Origin of the sequence: Sphingobium salicis subsp. salicis (assembly GCF_049472635.1) — a bacterium.
Classification (GTDB): domain Bacteria; phylum Pseudomonadota; class Alphaproteobacteria; order Sphingomonadales; family Sphingomonadaceae; genus Sphingobium; species Sphingobium yanoikuyae_A.
On sequence record NZ_JAYRCS010000001.1, the window covers coordinates 4,474,998 to 4,489,402 of the forward strand.

Genomic DNA, 14,405 nt, shown 5'->3' on the forward strand with positions numbered 1-14,405 from the left:
CGATAGGGTTCCCTATCGCGTCGAAAAGCTGTGGAAAACTTATGGCAGCAACGGACCCCAGGCCGGGTCGGACCCGCTGAGGGGCGTCGGGATGCGCCGTTCGTTCACGCCGGTCAGGTCGACCTGCCACACCTGGCTGCTGCCTTGGCGGCCCGGCGTGGTGCGGAAGAATTGCAGCACGCGGCCATTGGGCGACCAGGTCGGCTGCTCGTCCTGCCAGCCATTGGTCAGGATGCGCTCATTGTCGCCGCTCGGCGTCATCACTGCGATCTTGAAATCGCCCGACAGCTTGGTGAAGGCGATCAGGTCGCCGCGCGGGCTCCATTCGGGCGTGGCATAGCGGCCGCCGCCATGGCTGATGCGGCGCTGGTTCGACCCGTCGGCATTCATCACATAGATTTGCTGTCCGCCCGACCGGTCGCTTTCGAACACGATCTGGCGGCCGTCGGGCGAATAGGAACCACCGACATCGATGCCCGGCGAATTGGTTAGCCGCACCGGCGCGCCGCCCTGGGCGGACACGCGATAGATGTCGGTATTGCCCGACACCGCCATCGAGAACAGGATGTTGCGGCCATCGGGCGACCAGCGCGGCGCGAAGGTCGTATTGTTGCTTTCGGTCACCAGCCGCTGCTGCCCGGTGCCGATGTCATAGACATAGATGCGCACCCGGCTGCCCAGATAGCTCACATAGACGATCGACTTGTAATCGGGCGAGAAGCGCGGGGTGAGGGCGATCGACTGGCCATTGGTGATGAAGCGGTGGTTGGCGCCGTCGGAATCCATGATGGCGAGGCGCTTGACGCGGTTATCCTTCGGGCCGCTCTCGGCGATATAGGCGATGCGGCTGTCGAAGAAGGGGCTCTCGCCCGACAGGCGGGCATAGATGGCGTCGGCGCATTTATGCGCGGCCCGGCGCCAGTCGCGCGGCGCGACGACATAGCCCTGGCGCGTCAGTTCCTGCTTCAGCGCCACGTCATAAAGGTAACAGCCCACGGTAATGTCGGCCTCGCCGCCGGTGGTGCGGACAAAACCCTGCACCAGCGCCTGGTAGGCACCCCATTTGTCATAGACGGGATTGGTCACTTCCGGGAAAGCGAGCGCCGGCATGCCGGCCGGACCGGACGGATCGAACAGGCCCGATCCCTTGAGGTCGGTGGCGATCACCTCGGCGATCTTGCGGCCCAGTTCATTGGCGGTGCCGGCCGGGGTCGCCACATCCTGCTGCGCCGGCAGCGCGGGCACCGCGATCTTCAAATTGCTGTCGATATCGCCGGTCACGTCGACCGACAGCTGCGCCAGCGCGGGCATGGTGGTGAAGGCGAGCAGGGCGGCGGTCGCCGCGGCCAGGCGGCGGAGCAGGGTCGTCGTCATCGGGTCAGCCTCGCGTCAAAGCGGAGTGGCCGCAGCCATTTCCATTGTTCATAATATTCGGGCGGCAAGTTGCGGAAGGGCGAAGCGAGCTTCACTGCCTGGATCGCGCGCTCCGCGTGCAGCTTGGCCTGGGGCCGGTTGCTGGCGGTGACGCCCAGTTGGTCGATCACTTCGGGCGTGCCGATCACCGCGCCATTCTTGTCCAGCCGCACTTCCAGCAGGGTCACCAGCTGGTCGGCGTCCGCGCCTGACGGCGGGCGCCAGTTGGGCTTGAGCTGCCGGCGGATTTCGGCGTCCAGCGCGGCCTTCTGCTGCGGTCCCATGGCGGCGGCCTGCGGCGCGGCGGCGGGTTTGCGCGGCGCGTCGGCGCTGGTGTCGATGCCTTTGAGGAAATCATTGCCCAGCAGCGATCCCTTGGGCTTGGCCGCGGCCTTGCCCGATCCCGATGCTGCGGCCGGCTTGGCGGCCTTGGGTGCGGGCTTGGCGCTGGCCTTGGCCGGCGCGGCGGCCGCTGCCTTGGGCTTCTCCGGTGCCGGCTTCGCCCTGGGCTTTTCCGCCGGCTTTTCGGGTGCCGGCTTGGGCTTGGGCGCAGCCTTGGGCGTTTCCTTCTTCGGCGGCGTTGGCTTGGGCTTGGGCGGCGCGGGTTTCGCGACTTCCTTGGGCGGGACCGGCTTTGGTTTGGGCGGCGCCGGGGTCGGCTCGGGCACGGGGGCCGGCTCGGGCTGGGCGGCCGGCGCGGCATCCTCGGTCGGGCCCTTTTCAGGCGCGACGCTGGGTGGTGGCGGCTCGGTCGAGATGCGCGGCGCGGTCGATTGCAGCGCCACTTCGTCCACCAGGCTGACATCCATCGGCGGGCTGTTCAGCTTCAGCGGATTGGGCGTCGCCAGGAACCCGGCCGACAGCAGGCCGAACAGCAGGACATGTCCTGCCGTCGCAACGCCAAGGCCGATTTTTTCCGCGCGTTCCATCGGTTTGACCTATGGCCCCTATTCTGAACCTGCGCTGACATCGTCGGCGCCGTCCTGCCCGCCGGTGCTCACCAGCGCCACCTTGTTGAGGCCGGCCCGGTTGAGCTCGCCCATCACCCGCATCACCCGGCCATAATCCAGCGCCGTGTCCGCCCGCAGGAAGATCTGCGGCGCGTCAGGCTTGCCGGCATTGGCCGACACGATCTCGGCCAGCCGGTCGGGCAGGTCGGCGTCGCTGACCACATCCTCGTCGACATAGATGGCGCCGTCGCGATCGATCGACACCACCGTCGGCTTGGCATCCTGGTCCAGCCCCTTGGCGCGTGTCTCGGGCAGGTTGACCGGCACGCCGGTCACCAGCAGCGGCGCGGTCACCATGAAGATGATCAGCAGCACCAGCATGACGTCGACCAGCGGCGTCACGTTGATGTCCGCCATTGGCGCGCGATTGCGCCCGCGCCGACCGGACGGAGGACCGGACATCGCCATCAGCGTTGGGCCTCAAGTTCGCGGCTCAGCGTCGCGTAAAAGCCGTCGGCAAAGCGGTTGAGCCGCGATTCCATCCGGTTGATGCCATGGCTGAACCGGTTGTAGGCGATCACCGCCGGGATGGCGGCGAACAGGCCGATCGCGGTCGCGAACAGGGCCTCGGCAATGCCCGGCGCCACGACGGCAAGCGAGCTGTTCTGCGCGGCGGCGATCGAGGTGAAGGCGCGCATGATGCCCCAGACGGTGCCGAACAGGCCGACGAACGGCGCGACCGAACCGACCGTCGCCAGGATGTTCAGCCGGTCCGACAGGCGGTCGACCTCGGCCGCGATCGTGCTCGACATGCTGGTCGCCAGCCGGTCGCGCGTGCCGTCGCGGTCGATCACCTTCTGCGCGGTGGAGCGGCGCCATTCGGTGACGCCGGCGGCCATCACCTTGGCGGCCGGGAACTCGGCCTTGCCGCGGGCTTCATAGAAACGGTCGATATCGTCCGCCTTCCAGAAATCCGCCTCGAACGCGCGGCTCTGCTTGCTCGCCTTGCGCAGGGTGAAGCTGAAGCCGATGATGATCGCCCAGGTCCAGATGCTGGCCAGCAACAGGCCCAGCATCACCCCCTTCACGACGATGTCGGCCTGCAGGAACAGGGCGAGCGGCGAAATGGTGGCGGCGTCGGCTGCGGCGCCAACGGCGGCGCCGACGTCAGGCATGGACAGGTTCATGGGTGGATGTCTTCCCCTCGCATCAAACGGCTGAAAATCTCGATCCAGGGGCGCGGCTGGCGCTGCGGTCGTCCCTGGGGTGTCAGATAGGCGACGGTGATGACGCCGTCGGTCAATATGTCCTCGCCGCGCATGACTCTTTGCTGAATGACGCAGCTGGCGGCCCGCACCTCCATCACCTGGCTGACGACCATCAGGTCATCGTCCAGCCGGGCGGGGCGGCGATAGGCGAGTTTCAGGTCGGTGACGGCATAGACGCCTTCGCCGCCTTCATGATTGGCGCGCTGGTCGATGCCGGCGATGCGCAGCATGTCGGACCGGGCGCGCTCCATATAGCGCAGATAATTGGCGTGATAGACCAGCCCCGACAGGTCCGTATCCTCGAAATAGATGCGCAGCGGGAAATGATGCACGGCGGCGATGAACCGTCCGGATGCGGGCGCTGGCAGGGGATCGGCAAGGGGCATGGGCGGCTATTAAGCATGGCGTGCGGTTCGCGCAAAGGCGGAAAATAGCGCGGGCGAACCATCCATCCGTCGCGATGGCCCGTTCGCCGCCCGCGAAGGGGCTTGGCGCACGGCCTTACTTGTCGGTAGGGGTGACTGGAACGAACATTTGGTGAGGAGAATGGGACATGACCGACATAAAGACCGTGGGCGTGATCGGCGCCGGCCAGATGGGGGCGGGCATTGCCCAGGTCGCCGCCCAGGCCGGCTATGACGTGATCCTGTCTGACATCGACCTGCCCCGCGCCGAAAAGGGCAAGACCGGCATCGCCAAGCTGCTGGCCCGCGCGGTCGAGAAGGAAAAGATCAGCCAGGTCGACGCCGATGCCGCACTTGGCCGCATCACCCCGGTCGGTGAGATCGCGCCGCTCGCCGGCGCCCAACTGGTGATCGAGGCTGCAACCGAACGGGAAGAGGTCAAGCGCACCATCTTCACCAATGTCGGCCAGATCCTGGCGCCCGACGCCATCCTCGCCACCAACACCTCGTCCATCCCGATCACCCGCCTCGCCCAGGCCGCGCCTGATGCCAGCCGCTTCGTCGGCGTCCATTTCTTCAATCCGGTGCCGGTGATGGTGCTGGTTGAGGTCATTCGTGGTCTTGCCACGTCACCCGAGACGGTCGCCGCGGTCGAGGGTTTCGCCGCGAAGATCGGCAAGACCACGGTCCATGCCTTTGACGCGCCCGGCTTCGTCGTGAACCGCATCCTGCTGCCGATGCTGAACGAGGCGGTGTTCGTCCTTGGCGAAGGCGTCGGCAGCGTCACCGACATCGATCAGGGCTGCAAGCTTGGCCTCAACCATCCGATGGGGCCGCTGACCCTGCTCGATTTCGTCGGCCTCGACACCGCGCTCGAAATCCTCAACGTCTTCCTCACCACCACCGGCGATCCCAAATATCGTCCGGCGCCGCTGCTGGTCAAATATGTCGAGGCCGGCTGGTATGGCCGCAAGACCGGCAGGGGCTTCTATGATTATTCGGGGCCGGAACCCGTCCCGACCCGCTAAATCTTCCCGGTAGGGCGGCCCCGTGCCGCCCTATCCCGCGCTCAGCCCATGTTTCTTCATGCAATGGCGCAACTGGTCATAGGTCAGGCCCAGCCCCTTGGCGGTCGCCCGCTGATTATAGCGGAACCGCTCCAGCGCCGCCCGCACGATCGCTGCCTCATGCGCGTCGACCGCCGATTTGAGATCGGTGACATCGCCATGGCCGTTCATCACCGATGCGGTCACCGGTGCCGGTGCCGCATTTTCCGCTGACGGCGCGGCGGCTCCCGGCATCAACGGGCGCGGTTTCCAGGGCGAGGCGAACGGGTCGAACACGATCGCGGAGATCGGCCGCCCCGGCTCGGGCCAGCGATAGACCGCCCGTTCCACCACATTGCGCAGTTCGCGCACATTGCCCGGCCAGCCATAGCCTTCCAGTTCGGCCGCGCAGGCGGCGGAAAAACCGGGCCATTGCGGCCAGTTGAGTTCTGCCGCCATGCGCCGGCCGAAATGGTCGGCCAATACCGTTATGTCGCCCTCGCGCGCGCGCAGCGGCGGCAGGGTGATGACCTCGAAGCTCAGCCGGTCCAGCAGGTCGGGGCGGAAGCGCCCGGCATCGGCAGCGGCGGGCAGATCCTCGTTGGTCGCCGCGACGATGCGGACATCGACCATCACCGGTCGCGACGATCCGATCCGCGTCACCTCGCCATATTCGATCACGCGCAGAAGCCGTTCCTGCGCCGCCATCGACAATGTGCCCAGCTCGTCCAGGAACAAGGTGCCGCCATCGGCCTCCTCGAACCGGCCCGGCCGCGCCTTGGTCGCGCCGGTGAAGGCGCCCTGCTCATGGCCGAACAGTTCCGCCTCGATCAGCGTCTCGGGCAGGGCGGCACAGTTCATCACGATCAGCGGCTCGCCCCAGCGCGGCGACAGGTGATGCAGGCGCTCGGCGATCAGCTCCTTGCCGGTGCCGCGTTCGCCGATCACCAGCACCGGGCGGTTGAGTTCGGCGGCGCGCCCGGCCAGCTCGACAGCGTCGAGAAAGGCCAGCGACTGGCCGACAAACTGGGTATTTTTCTCCATGCGCCAAAATATGGGGAAATTTCCCAACTTTCAGCAAGAGAAATCTTTGCATAGCCGTGCCAAATCCTGAAAAAATGGCTGTTTTCTGCGCTTTTCGAAAATTGGCACGGCCTCTGCAATGTTGGGAACGAAGCCGCTGCACAGACAGGCGGCACCTTTAGAAGGCCAGGTTCAAGGAGTGTTGAAGATGGAAAAGAACAGCAACAGCGTTCGCGAAATCGGTCAGCTGATGTCGGTCGCCATTGCCGCCGTCCTGTTCGGATCGACCATGATCCTTTCGGCGGTCGGCCCGGCCCGCGCCAGCGAAGCCCCGGTCCTCGCGACCCAGGATACCCCCGCGACCCTGCGCTATCTGGCGTAAGGCCGCACGACCCAGGCCGGGGCGGAAATGCCCCCTCTCGTCCGCCCCGGCCCCCTTGAAGAGAAGACCAGGAGCACCGTTAAAATGGGTATTTTCTCCCGCACCCGAGACATCATCGCCGCCAATGTCACCGACCTGCTCGACAAGGCGGAAGACCCGGCGAAGATGATCCGCATGATCATCCTCGAAATGGAGGAGACGCTGGTCGAGGTGCGCGCGTCCGCCGCCCGCACGATCGCCGATCAGAAGGAAATGCGTCGCCACATCGGCAAGCTGCAGGCGCTGCAGGATGGCTGGACCGAAAAGGCCCAGCTCGCCCTCAGCAAGGATCGCGAGGATCTTGCCAAGGCTGCTCTGGTCGAACGCCAGAAGGCCGCCGACATGGCCGAGCATCTCTCCCACGAGATCGAGGTGCTGGACGAGGCGCTGAAGGCGTCGGAAGAGGATATCGCCAAGCTGCAGGGCAAGCTGCGCGAGGCGCGTGCCCGCCAGAACAGCCTGGTCAGCCGCATGGAAAGCGCGCAGAACCGCCTGCGGGTGCGCGAAGCCTATGCCGGCGAGAAGGTCAACGAAGCCTTTGCCCGCTTCGACATGCTCGAACGCCGCGTCGATATGGCCGAAGGCCGCGCCGATGCCATGGGTCTGGGCGCGCAGCCCAAGACGCTGGAAGAGGAAATCGCGGAGCTGAAGTCGGCCGACAAGGTCGATGCCGATCTCGCCGCGCTCAAGGCCAGCATGAACAAGGGAGTCTGATCCGATGGAAGACGTACTGGTCCCCATCGCCGTGGTCGGCATGCTGTTCATCGGCATGCCCTGGCTGATCTTCCACTATGTCACCAAGTGGAAGCAGGCGCCCAAGATCACCGACGAGGATGAGCGGCTGCTGGATGAACTCCACCTGCTCGCCCGCCGTCTCGAAGACAGGCTGCAGACGGTCGAACGGATCGTCGCAGCCGACAATCCCGACTTCCGCCCGCAACGTCCGGCACAGGACGATAATTACGATTTCGACCGGAGGAACTGACATGAGCGCCCGCCGCACCAAATTCTATCTCGACAAGCAGAATGGCAAGTGGATGGGCGTGTGCTCCGGCATCGCCGACTATACCGGGATCGACGTGGTCTGGGTCCGGGTCGGCGCAGTGCTGGTGACCCTGATGGGCGCCTTCCCCTGGACGCTGATCGCCTATTTCGCCGCCGCCTATTTCGCCGATGCCAAGCCCCAGGGCCTTTATTCGGATCGGGACGACGAGAAATTCTGGCAGGGCGTGCGCACCAACCCGGCGCGCTCCACCCGCGATGTCCGCTCCAAGTTCCGCGACATCGACCGCCGCCTCGCCGACATCGAGGTCTATTATACCAGCCGCAACACGCGCCTCGCCGACGAGATCGACAGCCTGCGCTGAAGCATAGCCAGGACCGGGCAGCAATAACGGGGAGTTAAGGCCATGAATTTCGCAGGACCGACCTTCGTTCTGGCCATCATCGCCATGTCGACGCTGGGCTGGATGTTCACCACCTGGGTCCGTGCCCGCCATGGTTATCCGGTTGAAAATGAATGGACGGGCACCGTTCATCGAACAGATCCCGACGCCGGTCGAAAAATCGACCTTCTTTCAAGTGAAAACGAAAAGCTGACTGGCCGCATCAGCCGCCTCGAAGAACGCATCGCAGTCCTCGAACGGATCGCCACCGATCCCGCCGCCCGGACCGCGCGCGATATCGACGCGCTGCGCTGACGCTGACCAGGCAAGGGGAGTAAAGATCATGGTTCCAGTTGAAGTTCTTGCGCCTGCTGCGGTCATCGTCGGATCGCTGGGTGTCGCGGGTTGGGTTTTTACCACCTGGCTTCGCATCCGGCACGGCTACCCGCTGGAAAATAGCTGGGGCAAGGCGGTCTATCCGCAGAAGAATGAGGAAATGGTCGAGCGCATCAAGCTGATCAGCCAGGAAAATGCCCAGCTGCGCGCCGAAATCGGCTCGATGAAGGACCGGCTCGCCGTGGTCGAGCGGATCGTCACCGACGAAAGCCATCAGCTCAATCGCGAAATCGAGCGGCTGCGCGGCCCGGCGAACTGATCGCCCCGCACGCCCAAGGGAGGACAGATATGGATCCGTTTCAAATGGTCGTCGCCATCGTCGGGATTACCGCCGTCGCCAGCGTCGTCCGCGCCAAATATGGTGTCGTGCGCCGCCACAAGGGTGAGGAATTCATCCAGCGCGGTCCCGATCCGGAGGCTGAACGTCTCCGCGCCGAAGTGAAGGCGCTCAAGGACCGGGTCGCCGTGCTGGAACGGCTCGCCACCGACAGTTCGACCGCGCTGGAGCGCGAATTCGAGAAGCTCAAGGACCGCGACTGATCGCGGCAAAGGACACAGGGAGGACATCATGCAGGATCCCTTCTTCTACCTCACCATGGCCACCGCCGGCCTCGCCGGCCTCACCATCGTCGCCTTCGCGTCGCTGCGCGGCTGGAACGGCTGGCTCGACCTCAAGCGGGCGGAACTGAGCCGCCGCAGCGAGGAAGCCGCGCCGCCCTCGGCCGCCGCCCGGATCGAGGTCGCCGACCTCAAGGAACGCATCCGCAAGCTCGAAGCCATCGCCGCCGGCGTTGATCTCTGATCCGCCGGCGGGGAAAAGCGGCTTTCCCGCACCGCTTTTCCCCCTATATGGGCGGCATGACCGATCAACCCGCCCCGATGCCCGTTCTCGCCGACCTCCAGGAAGAGTATGAATTTCTCGACGCCGATGATCGCTATCGCCTGTTGATCGATCTCGGCCGGGGGCTGGAGGATATGCCCGACGCGCTCAAGACCGATATGACGCTGGTGCGGGGCTGTTCGGCGGCGGTCTGGGTCTATCCCACGGTGCTCGACGATGGCCGGCTCCATTTCCTCGCCGACAGCAATGCCGCCATCACCAAGGGGATCATCGCGCTGGTGCTGCTGACCGTGCAGGATCGTGCTCCGGCCGAGATCGGTGCAACCGATATCGAAGGCGCGCTGGCGCCCTTCGACCTCAAGAACCAGCTCAGCTCCAACCGCACCCAGGGCATTCCCAACATGATCGCCCTGATCCGCGAGACCGCTGCCCGCTACGCCTGACGGAAACTCCCGCGCATCCCCGCGTTCTTGCCTGACAAGGAGAATGCGACAATGCGCCATATCATGCCCCTCGCCATGCTCGGCCTGCTGGCCGCCTGTTCGGGCGGGGACAAGAAGGAACCGACCCAGCGCGACCAGATCGGCCAGGTCTGGAAATATGAAACCGCCGGCGCCAGCCAGAAGGTCGCCTATATCGGCAGCGCTAACAGCGTGCAGACCATGACCGCCGCCGACACCTTCTCGGTGCTGATGGTCCAGCCCATGTCCAACGGCGAAAAGACGGTGAGGGTGAAGCTGGTCGGCGCGCCCTTCCAGTGCGACCTGTCCGATTGCGCGGTCGATGCCACCACCGACGATGGCAAGGCCCATCGCTGGAAGGGCCGCATGACCGAGGCGAAGGACGGGATCGAGATCATGCCTTCGCAAAATGCCTATGAGGCGATTGCCAAGGCCAAGAGCGTGAAGGTCGACCTCGCCGTCGGCCCCAAGGATCAGCGCTTCCCGTTCGAATTCAATGTCGCCGGGCTAGACCTCAAGAAGGGCGCCTGACGCGCGACTGGCGAGCGCGACGCTGCGCTCGCCATGATCGCCTGCCTTATTCCTGCAGCGATACGCCGGGGCTGCGCGGGTCGGCGGCGCCGATCCAGTGGCCGTCGGCGGTCCGCTCGGCGGCATTGGCCTTGAGGCCCAGGCGCGAGATGGTGACGTGGTGGCCCAGTTTCTCCAGTGGCGCCTTCATCGCTTCCAGCGACGTGCCCTGTTCCAGCACCAGCCCCTCGCCATTGAAGAATTCCAGCCCCAGCGCGATCGAATCCTGCGCCGACAGGCCCCAGTCGAAATGGGCGATCAGCGCCTTGGCGACCTGCATGATGATGGTCTTGCCGCCGGCGGCACCAACGGTGAAGATCGGCATGCCCTTGGCGTCATAGACGATGGTCGGCGACATGGACGACAGCGGCCGCTTGCCCGGTTCCACCCGGTTGGCGACCGGCGCGCCATTCTTCTCGGGCGTGAAGCTGAAATCGGTCAGCTCATTGTTCAGCACCACGCCATTGGCGACCAGCTGGCTGCCGAAGAAGCTCTCGATCGTCGAAGTCCAGGCGGCGATGTCGCCATTGCGGTCCACCGCGACGAAATGGCTGGTGCCGCTTTCTGGCTGGGGCAGGGCGCTGGTGCGCGGCTGCGCCCCGGCGGGTAGGCCGGGCTTATAGGCAGTGAGTGCCTTGTTCAGCCGGATCTCGCCCGACCGCTGCTTCAAATAAGCGGGATCGATCAGCCCGGCGATCGGCACATGGACGAACTCGGGGTCGCCCAGCCAGGTGTCGCGATCGGCATAGGCGAGCTGCATCGCTTCGCCGATGACGTGCCAGGAGCGCGGATCATCCTTGCCCCACTGCGCGAGCGGGAAGCGCTCGACCATGCCCAGCACCTGCAGCACGGTGATGCCGCCGGCCGACGCCGGGCCCATGCCGCACACCGTATAGGCGCGATAATGGCCGCACACCGGCTTGCGGTCCTTGACCTGATAATTGGCCAGATCGTCGGTTGTCATCGGCACCGGGTTCCTGGGCGCAGTGGTGACCGCCTTGGCGATCGCCTGCGCATTCTCGCCCAGATAGAAGGCGTCCGGCCCTTCCGCCGCGATCCGCTTGAACAGGGCGGCGAGCGGCGGGTTCTTCAGCGTCGTGCCGACCGCCGGCAACTGCCCGTCGATCCAGTAATAGCTGCGGATCTCGGGGAAATCGGCCCAGATATTCTGCAACGCCTTCAGCGCCGTGGCGGTGCGCTCGCCCAACTGGAAGCCATCGTCGGCCAGCCGGATCGCGGGCTGGAACAGGTCGGCCCAGGGCAGCTTGCCCCATTTCTTGTGGGCTTCCCACGCCATGCGCAGATTGCCCGGCACGCCGACCGAATAGCCGCCCGGCCAGGCCTGGACGAAGGGCAGGGGCTTGCCGTCCGCGCCCATGAAGCGGTCGGGCCGGGCGGCGGCCGGCGCGGTCTCGCGCCCGTCGATCGATTCCAGCACGCCGCTGGCGCCATCATGATGCATCAGGAAGCCGCCGCCGCCGATGCCGCTATTATGCGGCTCGACCACGTTCAGCGCCAGCATCATCGCGATCGCCGCATCGGTGGCGCTGCCGCCCTTGCGCAATATTTCCTGCCCCGCCGCGGCCGCGCGCGGATCGGCGGCGGACACGGTGGCATTCAACGCCACCGGCTCGCGCGCCAGGGCGGTTACGGGCGCCAGGGCAAGGGGGGCAATCAGGGCGAAGGGGGCCAGCAGGCCGGTCAGGCGGGAGGTCATGGCCGGCACCCTAAAGCTCGCATTTCGTTTCGCAACCCGTCTTGTTTCGATCATGTCCGGGAAGGACGGATCAGGCGTCGATCCCCACCACGTCGCCGATATGCCGCACCCCATCGCGCGCCATCAGCGCCTTCAGGCCATCATTGATCCGCCTGGCGAGATAGGGGCCTTCATAGACCAGCGCGCTATAGACCTGCACCAGCGAGGCGCCGGCGCGGATGCGGGCATAGGCCTGCTCCGCATTGGCGATGCCACCCACGCCGATCAGCGGCAGCCGGTTGCCCAGCAGCCGGCGGAAGTCACGCAGCTTGCCCATCGACAGATCGGTCAGCGGCGCGCCCGACAGGCCGCCGGTCTCGCTCGCATGGGGCGATTGCAGCGCCGGGCGGGTGATGGTGGTGTTCGACACGATCAGCGCGTCGATCCGATGGTCGATGCAGGCGGCGGCAATATCCTCGATATCGGCCGGCTCCAGGTCCGGCGCCACCTTCAGGAAGATCGGCGAGCCACCTTCGGGCCGCGCCGCCATCACCGCGCCCAGCAGGTCATCCAGCGCCGCCCGGCCCTGCAGCGCGCGCAGCCCCGGCGTGTTGGGCGAGGAGATGTTGACGGTCAGATAATCGGCCAGCGGCGCCATGCAGGTAACGCCGGTGGCATAATCGGCATTGGCGCGCCCGGCCGCCGTCGCTTCCTTGTTCGCGCCGATATTGATGCCGATCACCGGTCCATCCCCCACCGGCCGGCGATAGCGGGCGATGCGGTCGGCGGCAGCGCCCTGGCCGCCATTGTTGAAGCCGAAGCGATTGATAACGGCCCTGTCCTCGACCAGCCGGAACAGGCGCGGCTGGGGATTGCCCGGCTGTGCCAGCGGGGTCAGCGTGCCCAGTTCGGCAAAACCGAAGCCCAGCCCATGCATCTTGTGCGCGACCCGGCCATCCTTGTCATAGCCTGCCGCCAGGCCCACCGGATTGGGAAAGGCGATGCCCGCCACCGTCTGTGCCAGCATCGGGTCGGCCTTCAGCGGGGCCGGGGTCGGCATCATCCGCAGCAGCGCGATCGACAGATTATGGGCGCGCTCGGCATCGAGCGCGAAGAAGAGCGGACGGATCAGGCGATAGGACATGGCCGCGCTATGCCAGCGGTGCCTGCGCAGGTCGAGTCGTGTTGCGTTATTGCAACAACATATTCCCTTGCGTCATTTCATGACAGAAAACGTCATGAATGCGATCCTTTTCGGTCGTCAGATGTCCGATCTGTCCAATAATCTTCCACCGATTCGGGCTTAAAGCCGTCTTGCGACCCGAAGGCTCTAGGCCATTTTGGCTGATGAGACCTTTTCCTGACCCGGCAGTGAAAGCTGCCGGGTCATTTTTTTGTTGCAACGCTGTGGCGAAAAATCGTCATGGTGACGTCATGGCTCTTGCACGGTCGCTGGCCGCGCTCATAATGCCGCCACTGGGGTGAAACTATGGGGCCGCAACATTGGGATCTGCCGCTGAGTGCGGCGCGGGGGGTGGTGCCGGATAATCGCGGGCCATTGTCCTATTCGGTGGATGCCGAACAGGGCCCGGTCCGCTTGCGCTATTTCACCCCGCCGGAAAAGGTCCGGCCCTATTTCGGCTCGCTCTACATATTTTCCGTGGCCGCCGACCATTATGCCGACGTCACCCGCGCCGATGTCGCGCAGTTGCGGCTGATGCTGCGGGGCGATGGGCGCTATCATTTCCAGGATGGATCGGTGCAGCGGCCCCCCGCCGTCGGCCTGATCGGCCCCACGCAGGGCGCGACCCGCTTCGAACTGGATGCCCCGACCCGGCTGCTGGGCGTGTCGCTGCTGCCGGCCGGCTGGCTGGCGCTGCATGGCGGCGACGCCGACAAGCTGGCTGATGGCCTGTGCGATCTGGCGGCGGAGCGGGATGACGGCTTTCTCGACCTGCTCGCCCAGTTGCAGCGCATGGAGGATGGCGACGCCATGGCCGCGCTCACCTGGTCCTTCCTTGCCGAACGGATCAAGCCGTTGCCCGAAGCGACCTGGGCGATCCTGCGGGCGATCGACAGCTGGCTGATCGGCGAAGGCTCGCCCCGGATCGAGGTGCTGAGCGAGATGACCGAATTGTCGCCGCGCCAGCTCGCCCGCATCACCAACAAACTTTATGGCGCCCCGCCCAAGCTGCTCGCCCGCAAATATCGCGCCCTGCGCTGCAGCGCGCGGATCGCGCTCGACCATGAAAGCTGGCAGGCGCTGTGCGACGATGGCAGCTTCTACGACCAGTCGCATTTCATTCGCGAGATCAAGCATTTCATCGGCATGACCCCGCACCAGCTCCAGACCGAGCCGACCGCCGTGGTCCAGCTGACCCTGCTCCGCCGCACGCTGGGCGGCGACGTCGCGGTGCTCAACCGGCTGAGCTGATCGCCCCTTCGATCCAAGCAAAAATGCCTTGATTCCGGGGGCGAGTGGGACCACATGCCCAATCGGATTGATTCGATCCGATTTGAGAATGGTTCGC

20 protein-coding genes are annotated in these 14,405 nt (G+C 65.6%); 12 read left to right on the top strand and 8 right to left on the bottom strand.

Annotation, left to right across the window (positions count from 1 at the left end; all coding sequences use genetic code 11):
* Nucleotides 1-39: 39 nt before the first annotated feature.
* Genes tolB through VHN57_RS21590 form a run of 5 tightly spaced genes read right to left on the bottom strand, consistent with a single transcriptional unit; the run spans nt 40 to nt 4,017 of the window.
* Nucleotides 40-1,374: a Tol-Pal system beta propeller repeat protein TolB gene (gene tolB / locus VHN57_RS21570; RefSeq protein ID WP_004209367.1), complete on the bottom strand. Its 1,335-nt coding sequence runs from the start codon at nt 1,372-1,374 to the stop codon at nt 40-42.
* Nucleotides 1,371-2,342 (bottom strand): energy transducer TonB, encoded by a 972-nt coding sequence (locus VHN57_RS21575; RefSeq protein WP_004209368.1) that lies wholly within the window; start codon nt 2,340-2,342, stop codon nt 1,371-1,373. The genes tolB and VHN57_RS21575 overlap by 4 nt, the downstream gene beginning before the upstream one ends.
* Nucleotides 2,343-2,360: 18 nt before the next feature.
* The gene (gene tolR, locus VHN57_RS21580) at nt 2,361-2,831 is read right to left on the bottom strand and encodes a protein TolR (RefSeq protein WP_004209369.1); all 471 of its coding nucleotides are present in this window, start codon (nt 2,829-2,831) and stop codon (nt 2,361-2,363) included.
* Nucleotides 2,831-3,550, bottom strand: coding sequence for a protein TolQ (tolQ, locus tag VHN57_RS21585; protein ID WP_004209370.1), 720 nt, complete (start codon nt 3,548-3,550; stop codon nt 2,831-2,833). Before tolQ ends, tolR begins: the two co-directional genes overlap by 1 nt.
* Entirely contained in the window at nt 3,547-4,017 is a 471-nt protein-coding gene (locus tag VHN57_RS21590; RefSeq protein WP_004209371.1) for a YbgC/FadM family acyl-CoA thioesterase, read from the bottom strand. The genes tolQ and VHN57_RS21590 overlap by 4 nt, the downstream gene beginning before the upstream one ends.
* Nucleotides 4,018-4,184: 167 nt before the next feature.
* On the opposite strand from VHN57_RS21590, the gene VHN57_RS21595 reads away from it, so the two are divergent.
* On the top strand, nt 4,185-5,063 hold the full coding sequence (locus VHN57_RS21595; RefSeq protein ID WP_423285368.1) for a 3-hydroxybutyryl-CoA dehydrogenase: 879 nt from the start codon (nt 4,185-4,187) through the stop codon (nt 5,061-5,063).
* Nucleotides 5,064-5,093: 30 nt separating this feature from the next.
* Here VHN57_RS21595 and pspF read toward each other — a convergent pair whose 3' ends face one another.
* Nucleotides 5,094-6,125 carry a phage shock protein operon transcriptional activator gene (gene pspF, locus VHN57_RS21600; RefSeq protein ID WP_423285370.1) on the bottom strand — a complete coding sequence of 344 codons (1,032 nt, stop codon included), beginning with the start codon at nt 6,123-6,125 and terminating at the stop codon, nt 5,094-5,096.
* A 187-nt stretch (nt 6,126-6,312) separates the two neighbouring features.
* Between pspF and VHN57_RS21605 the strand changes: the two genes are divergently transcribed.
* The 10 genes from VHN57_RS21605 to VHN57_RS21650 all read left to right on the top strand — a co-directional run bounded on the left by VHN57_RS21605 (nt 6,313) and on the right by VHN57_RS21650 (nt 10,139).
* A complete protein-coding gene (locus VHN57_RS21605) occupies nt 6,313-6,486 on the top strand; it encodes a hypothetical protein (RefSeq protein ID WP_007708701.1) in 174 nt (57 codons plus the stop codon).
* A gap of 84 nt (nt 6,487-6,570) precedes the next feature.
* Nucleotides 6,571-7,239 (top strand): phage shock protein PspA, encoded by a 669-nt coding sequence (gene pspA, locus VHN57_RS21610; protein WP_161734168.1) that lies wholly within the window; start codon nt 6,571-6,573, stop codon nt 7,237-7,239.
* A 4-nt stretch (nt 7,240-7,243) separates the two neighbouring features.
* Nucleotides 7,244-7,510 carry an envelope stress response membrane protein PspB gene (pspB, locus tag VHN57_RS21615; RefSeq protein WP_017500988.1) on the top strand — a complete coding sequence of 89 codons (267 nt, stop codon included), beginning with the start codon at nt 7,244-7,246 and terminating at the stop codon, nt 7,508-7,510.
* Between the two features lies 1 nt (nt 7,511).
* A complete protein-coding gene (pspC, locus tag VHN57_RS21620) occupies nt 7,512-7,892 on the top strand; it encodes an envelope stress response membrane protein PspC (RefSeq protein WP_004209378.1) in 381 nt (126 codons plus the stop codon).
* 42 nt (nt 7,893-7,934) lie between these two features.
* Nucleotides 7,935-8,225, top strand: coding sequence for a hypothetical protein (locus VHN57_RS21625; RefSeq protein ID WP_004209379.1), 291 nt, complete (start codon nt 7,935-7,937; stop codon nt 8,223-8,225).
* Between the two features lie 28 nt (nt 8,226-8,253).
* Nucleotides 8,254-8,565 carry a hypothetical protein gene (locus tag VHN57_RS21630; protein ID WP_017500990.1) on the top strand — a complete coding sequence of 104 codons (312 nt, stop codon included), beginning with the start codon at nt 8,254-8,256 and terminating at the stop codon, nt 8,563-8,565.
* Between the two features lie 29 nt (nt 8,566-8,594).
* The gene (locus VHN57_RS21635; RefSeq protein ID WP_037519415.1) at nt 8,595-8,846 is read left to right on the top strand and encodes a hypothetical protein; all 252 of its coding nucleotides are present in this window, start codon (nt 8,595-8,597) and stop codon (nt 8,844-8,846) included.
* A 28-nt stretch (nt 8,847-8,874) separates the two neighbouring features.
* A complete protein-coding gene (locus tag VHN57_RS21640; protein ID WP_423285375.1) occupies nt 8,875-9,108 on the top strand; it encodes a hypothetical protein in 234 nt (77 codons plus the stop codon).
* Nucleotides 9,109-9,155: 47 nt separating this feature from the next.
* Complete coding sequence (locus VHN57_RS21645; protein ID WP_099230634.1) at nt 9,156-9,590, top strand: SufE family protein; 435 nt, start codon at nt 9,156-9,158, stop codon at nt 9,588-9,590.
* Between the two features lie 51 nt (nt 9,591-9,641).
* A complete protein-coding gene (locus tag VHN57_RS21650) occupies nt 9,642-10,139 on the top strand; it encodes a hypothetical protein (protein ID WP_423285377.1) in 498 nt (165 codons plus the stop codon).
* A gap of 46 nt (nt 10,140-10,185) precedes the next feature.
* Here VHN57_RS21650 and ggt read toward each other — a convergent pair whose 3' ends face one another.
* Together ggt and VHN57_RS21660 are read right to left on the bottom strand one after the other, a co-directional pair.
* Nucleotides 10,186-11,895 (bottom strand): gamma-glutamyltransferase, encoded by a 1,710-nt coding sequence (gene ggt, locus VHN57_RS21655; RefSeq protein ID WP_423285379.1) that lies wholly within the window; start codon nt 11,893-11,895, stop codon nt 10,186-10,188.
* A 70-nt stretch (nt 11,896-11,965) separates the two neighbouring features.
* Nucleotides 11,966-13,018 carry a quinone-dependent dihydroorotate dehydrogenase gene (locus tag VHN57_RS21660; protein ID WP_423285381.1) on the bottom strand — a complete coding sequence of 351 codons (1,053 nt, stop codon included), beginning with the start codon at nt 13,016-13,018 and terminating at the stop codon, nt 11,966-11,968.
* Between the two features lie 345 nt (nt 13,019-13,363).
* Here VHN57_RS21660 and VHN57_RS21665 point away from each other — a divergent pair, with 345 nt between their 5' ends.
* Nucleotides 13,364-14,308: a helix-turn-helix domain-containing protein gene (locus VHN57_RS21665; RefSeq protein ID WP_010339232.1), complete on the top strand. Its 945-nt coding sequence runs from the start codon at nt 13,364-13,366 to the stop codon at nt 14,306-14,308.
* Nucleotides 14,309-14,405 lie beyond the last annotated feature (97 nt).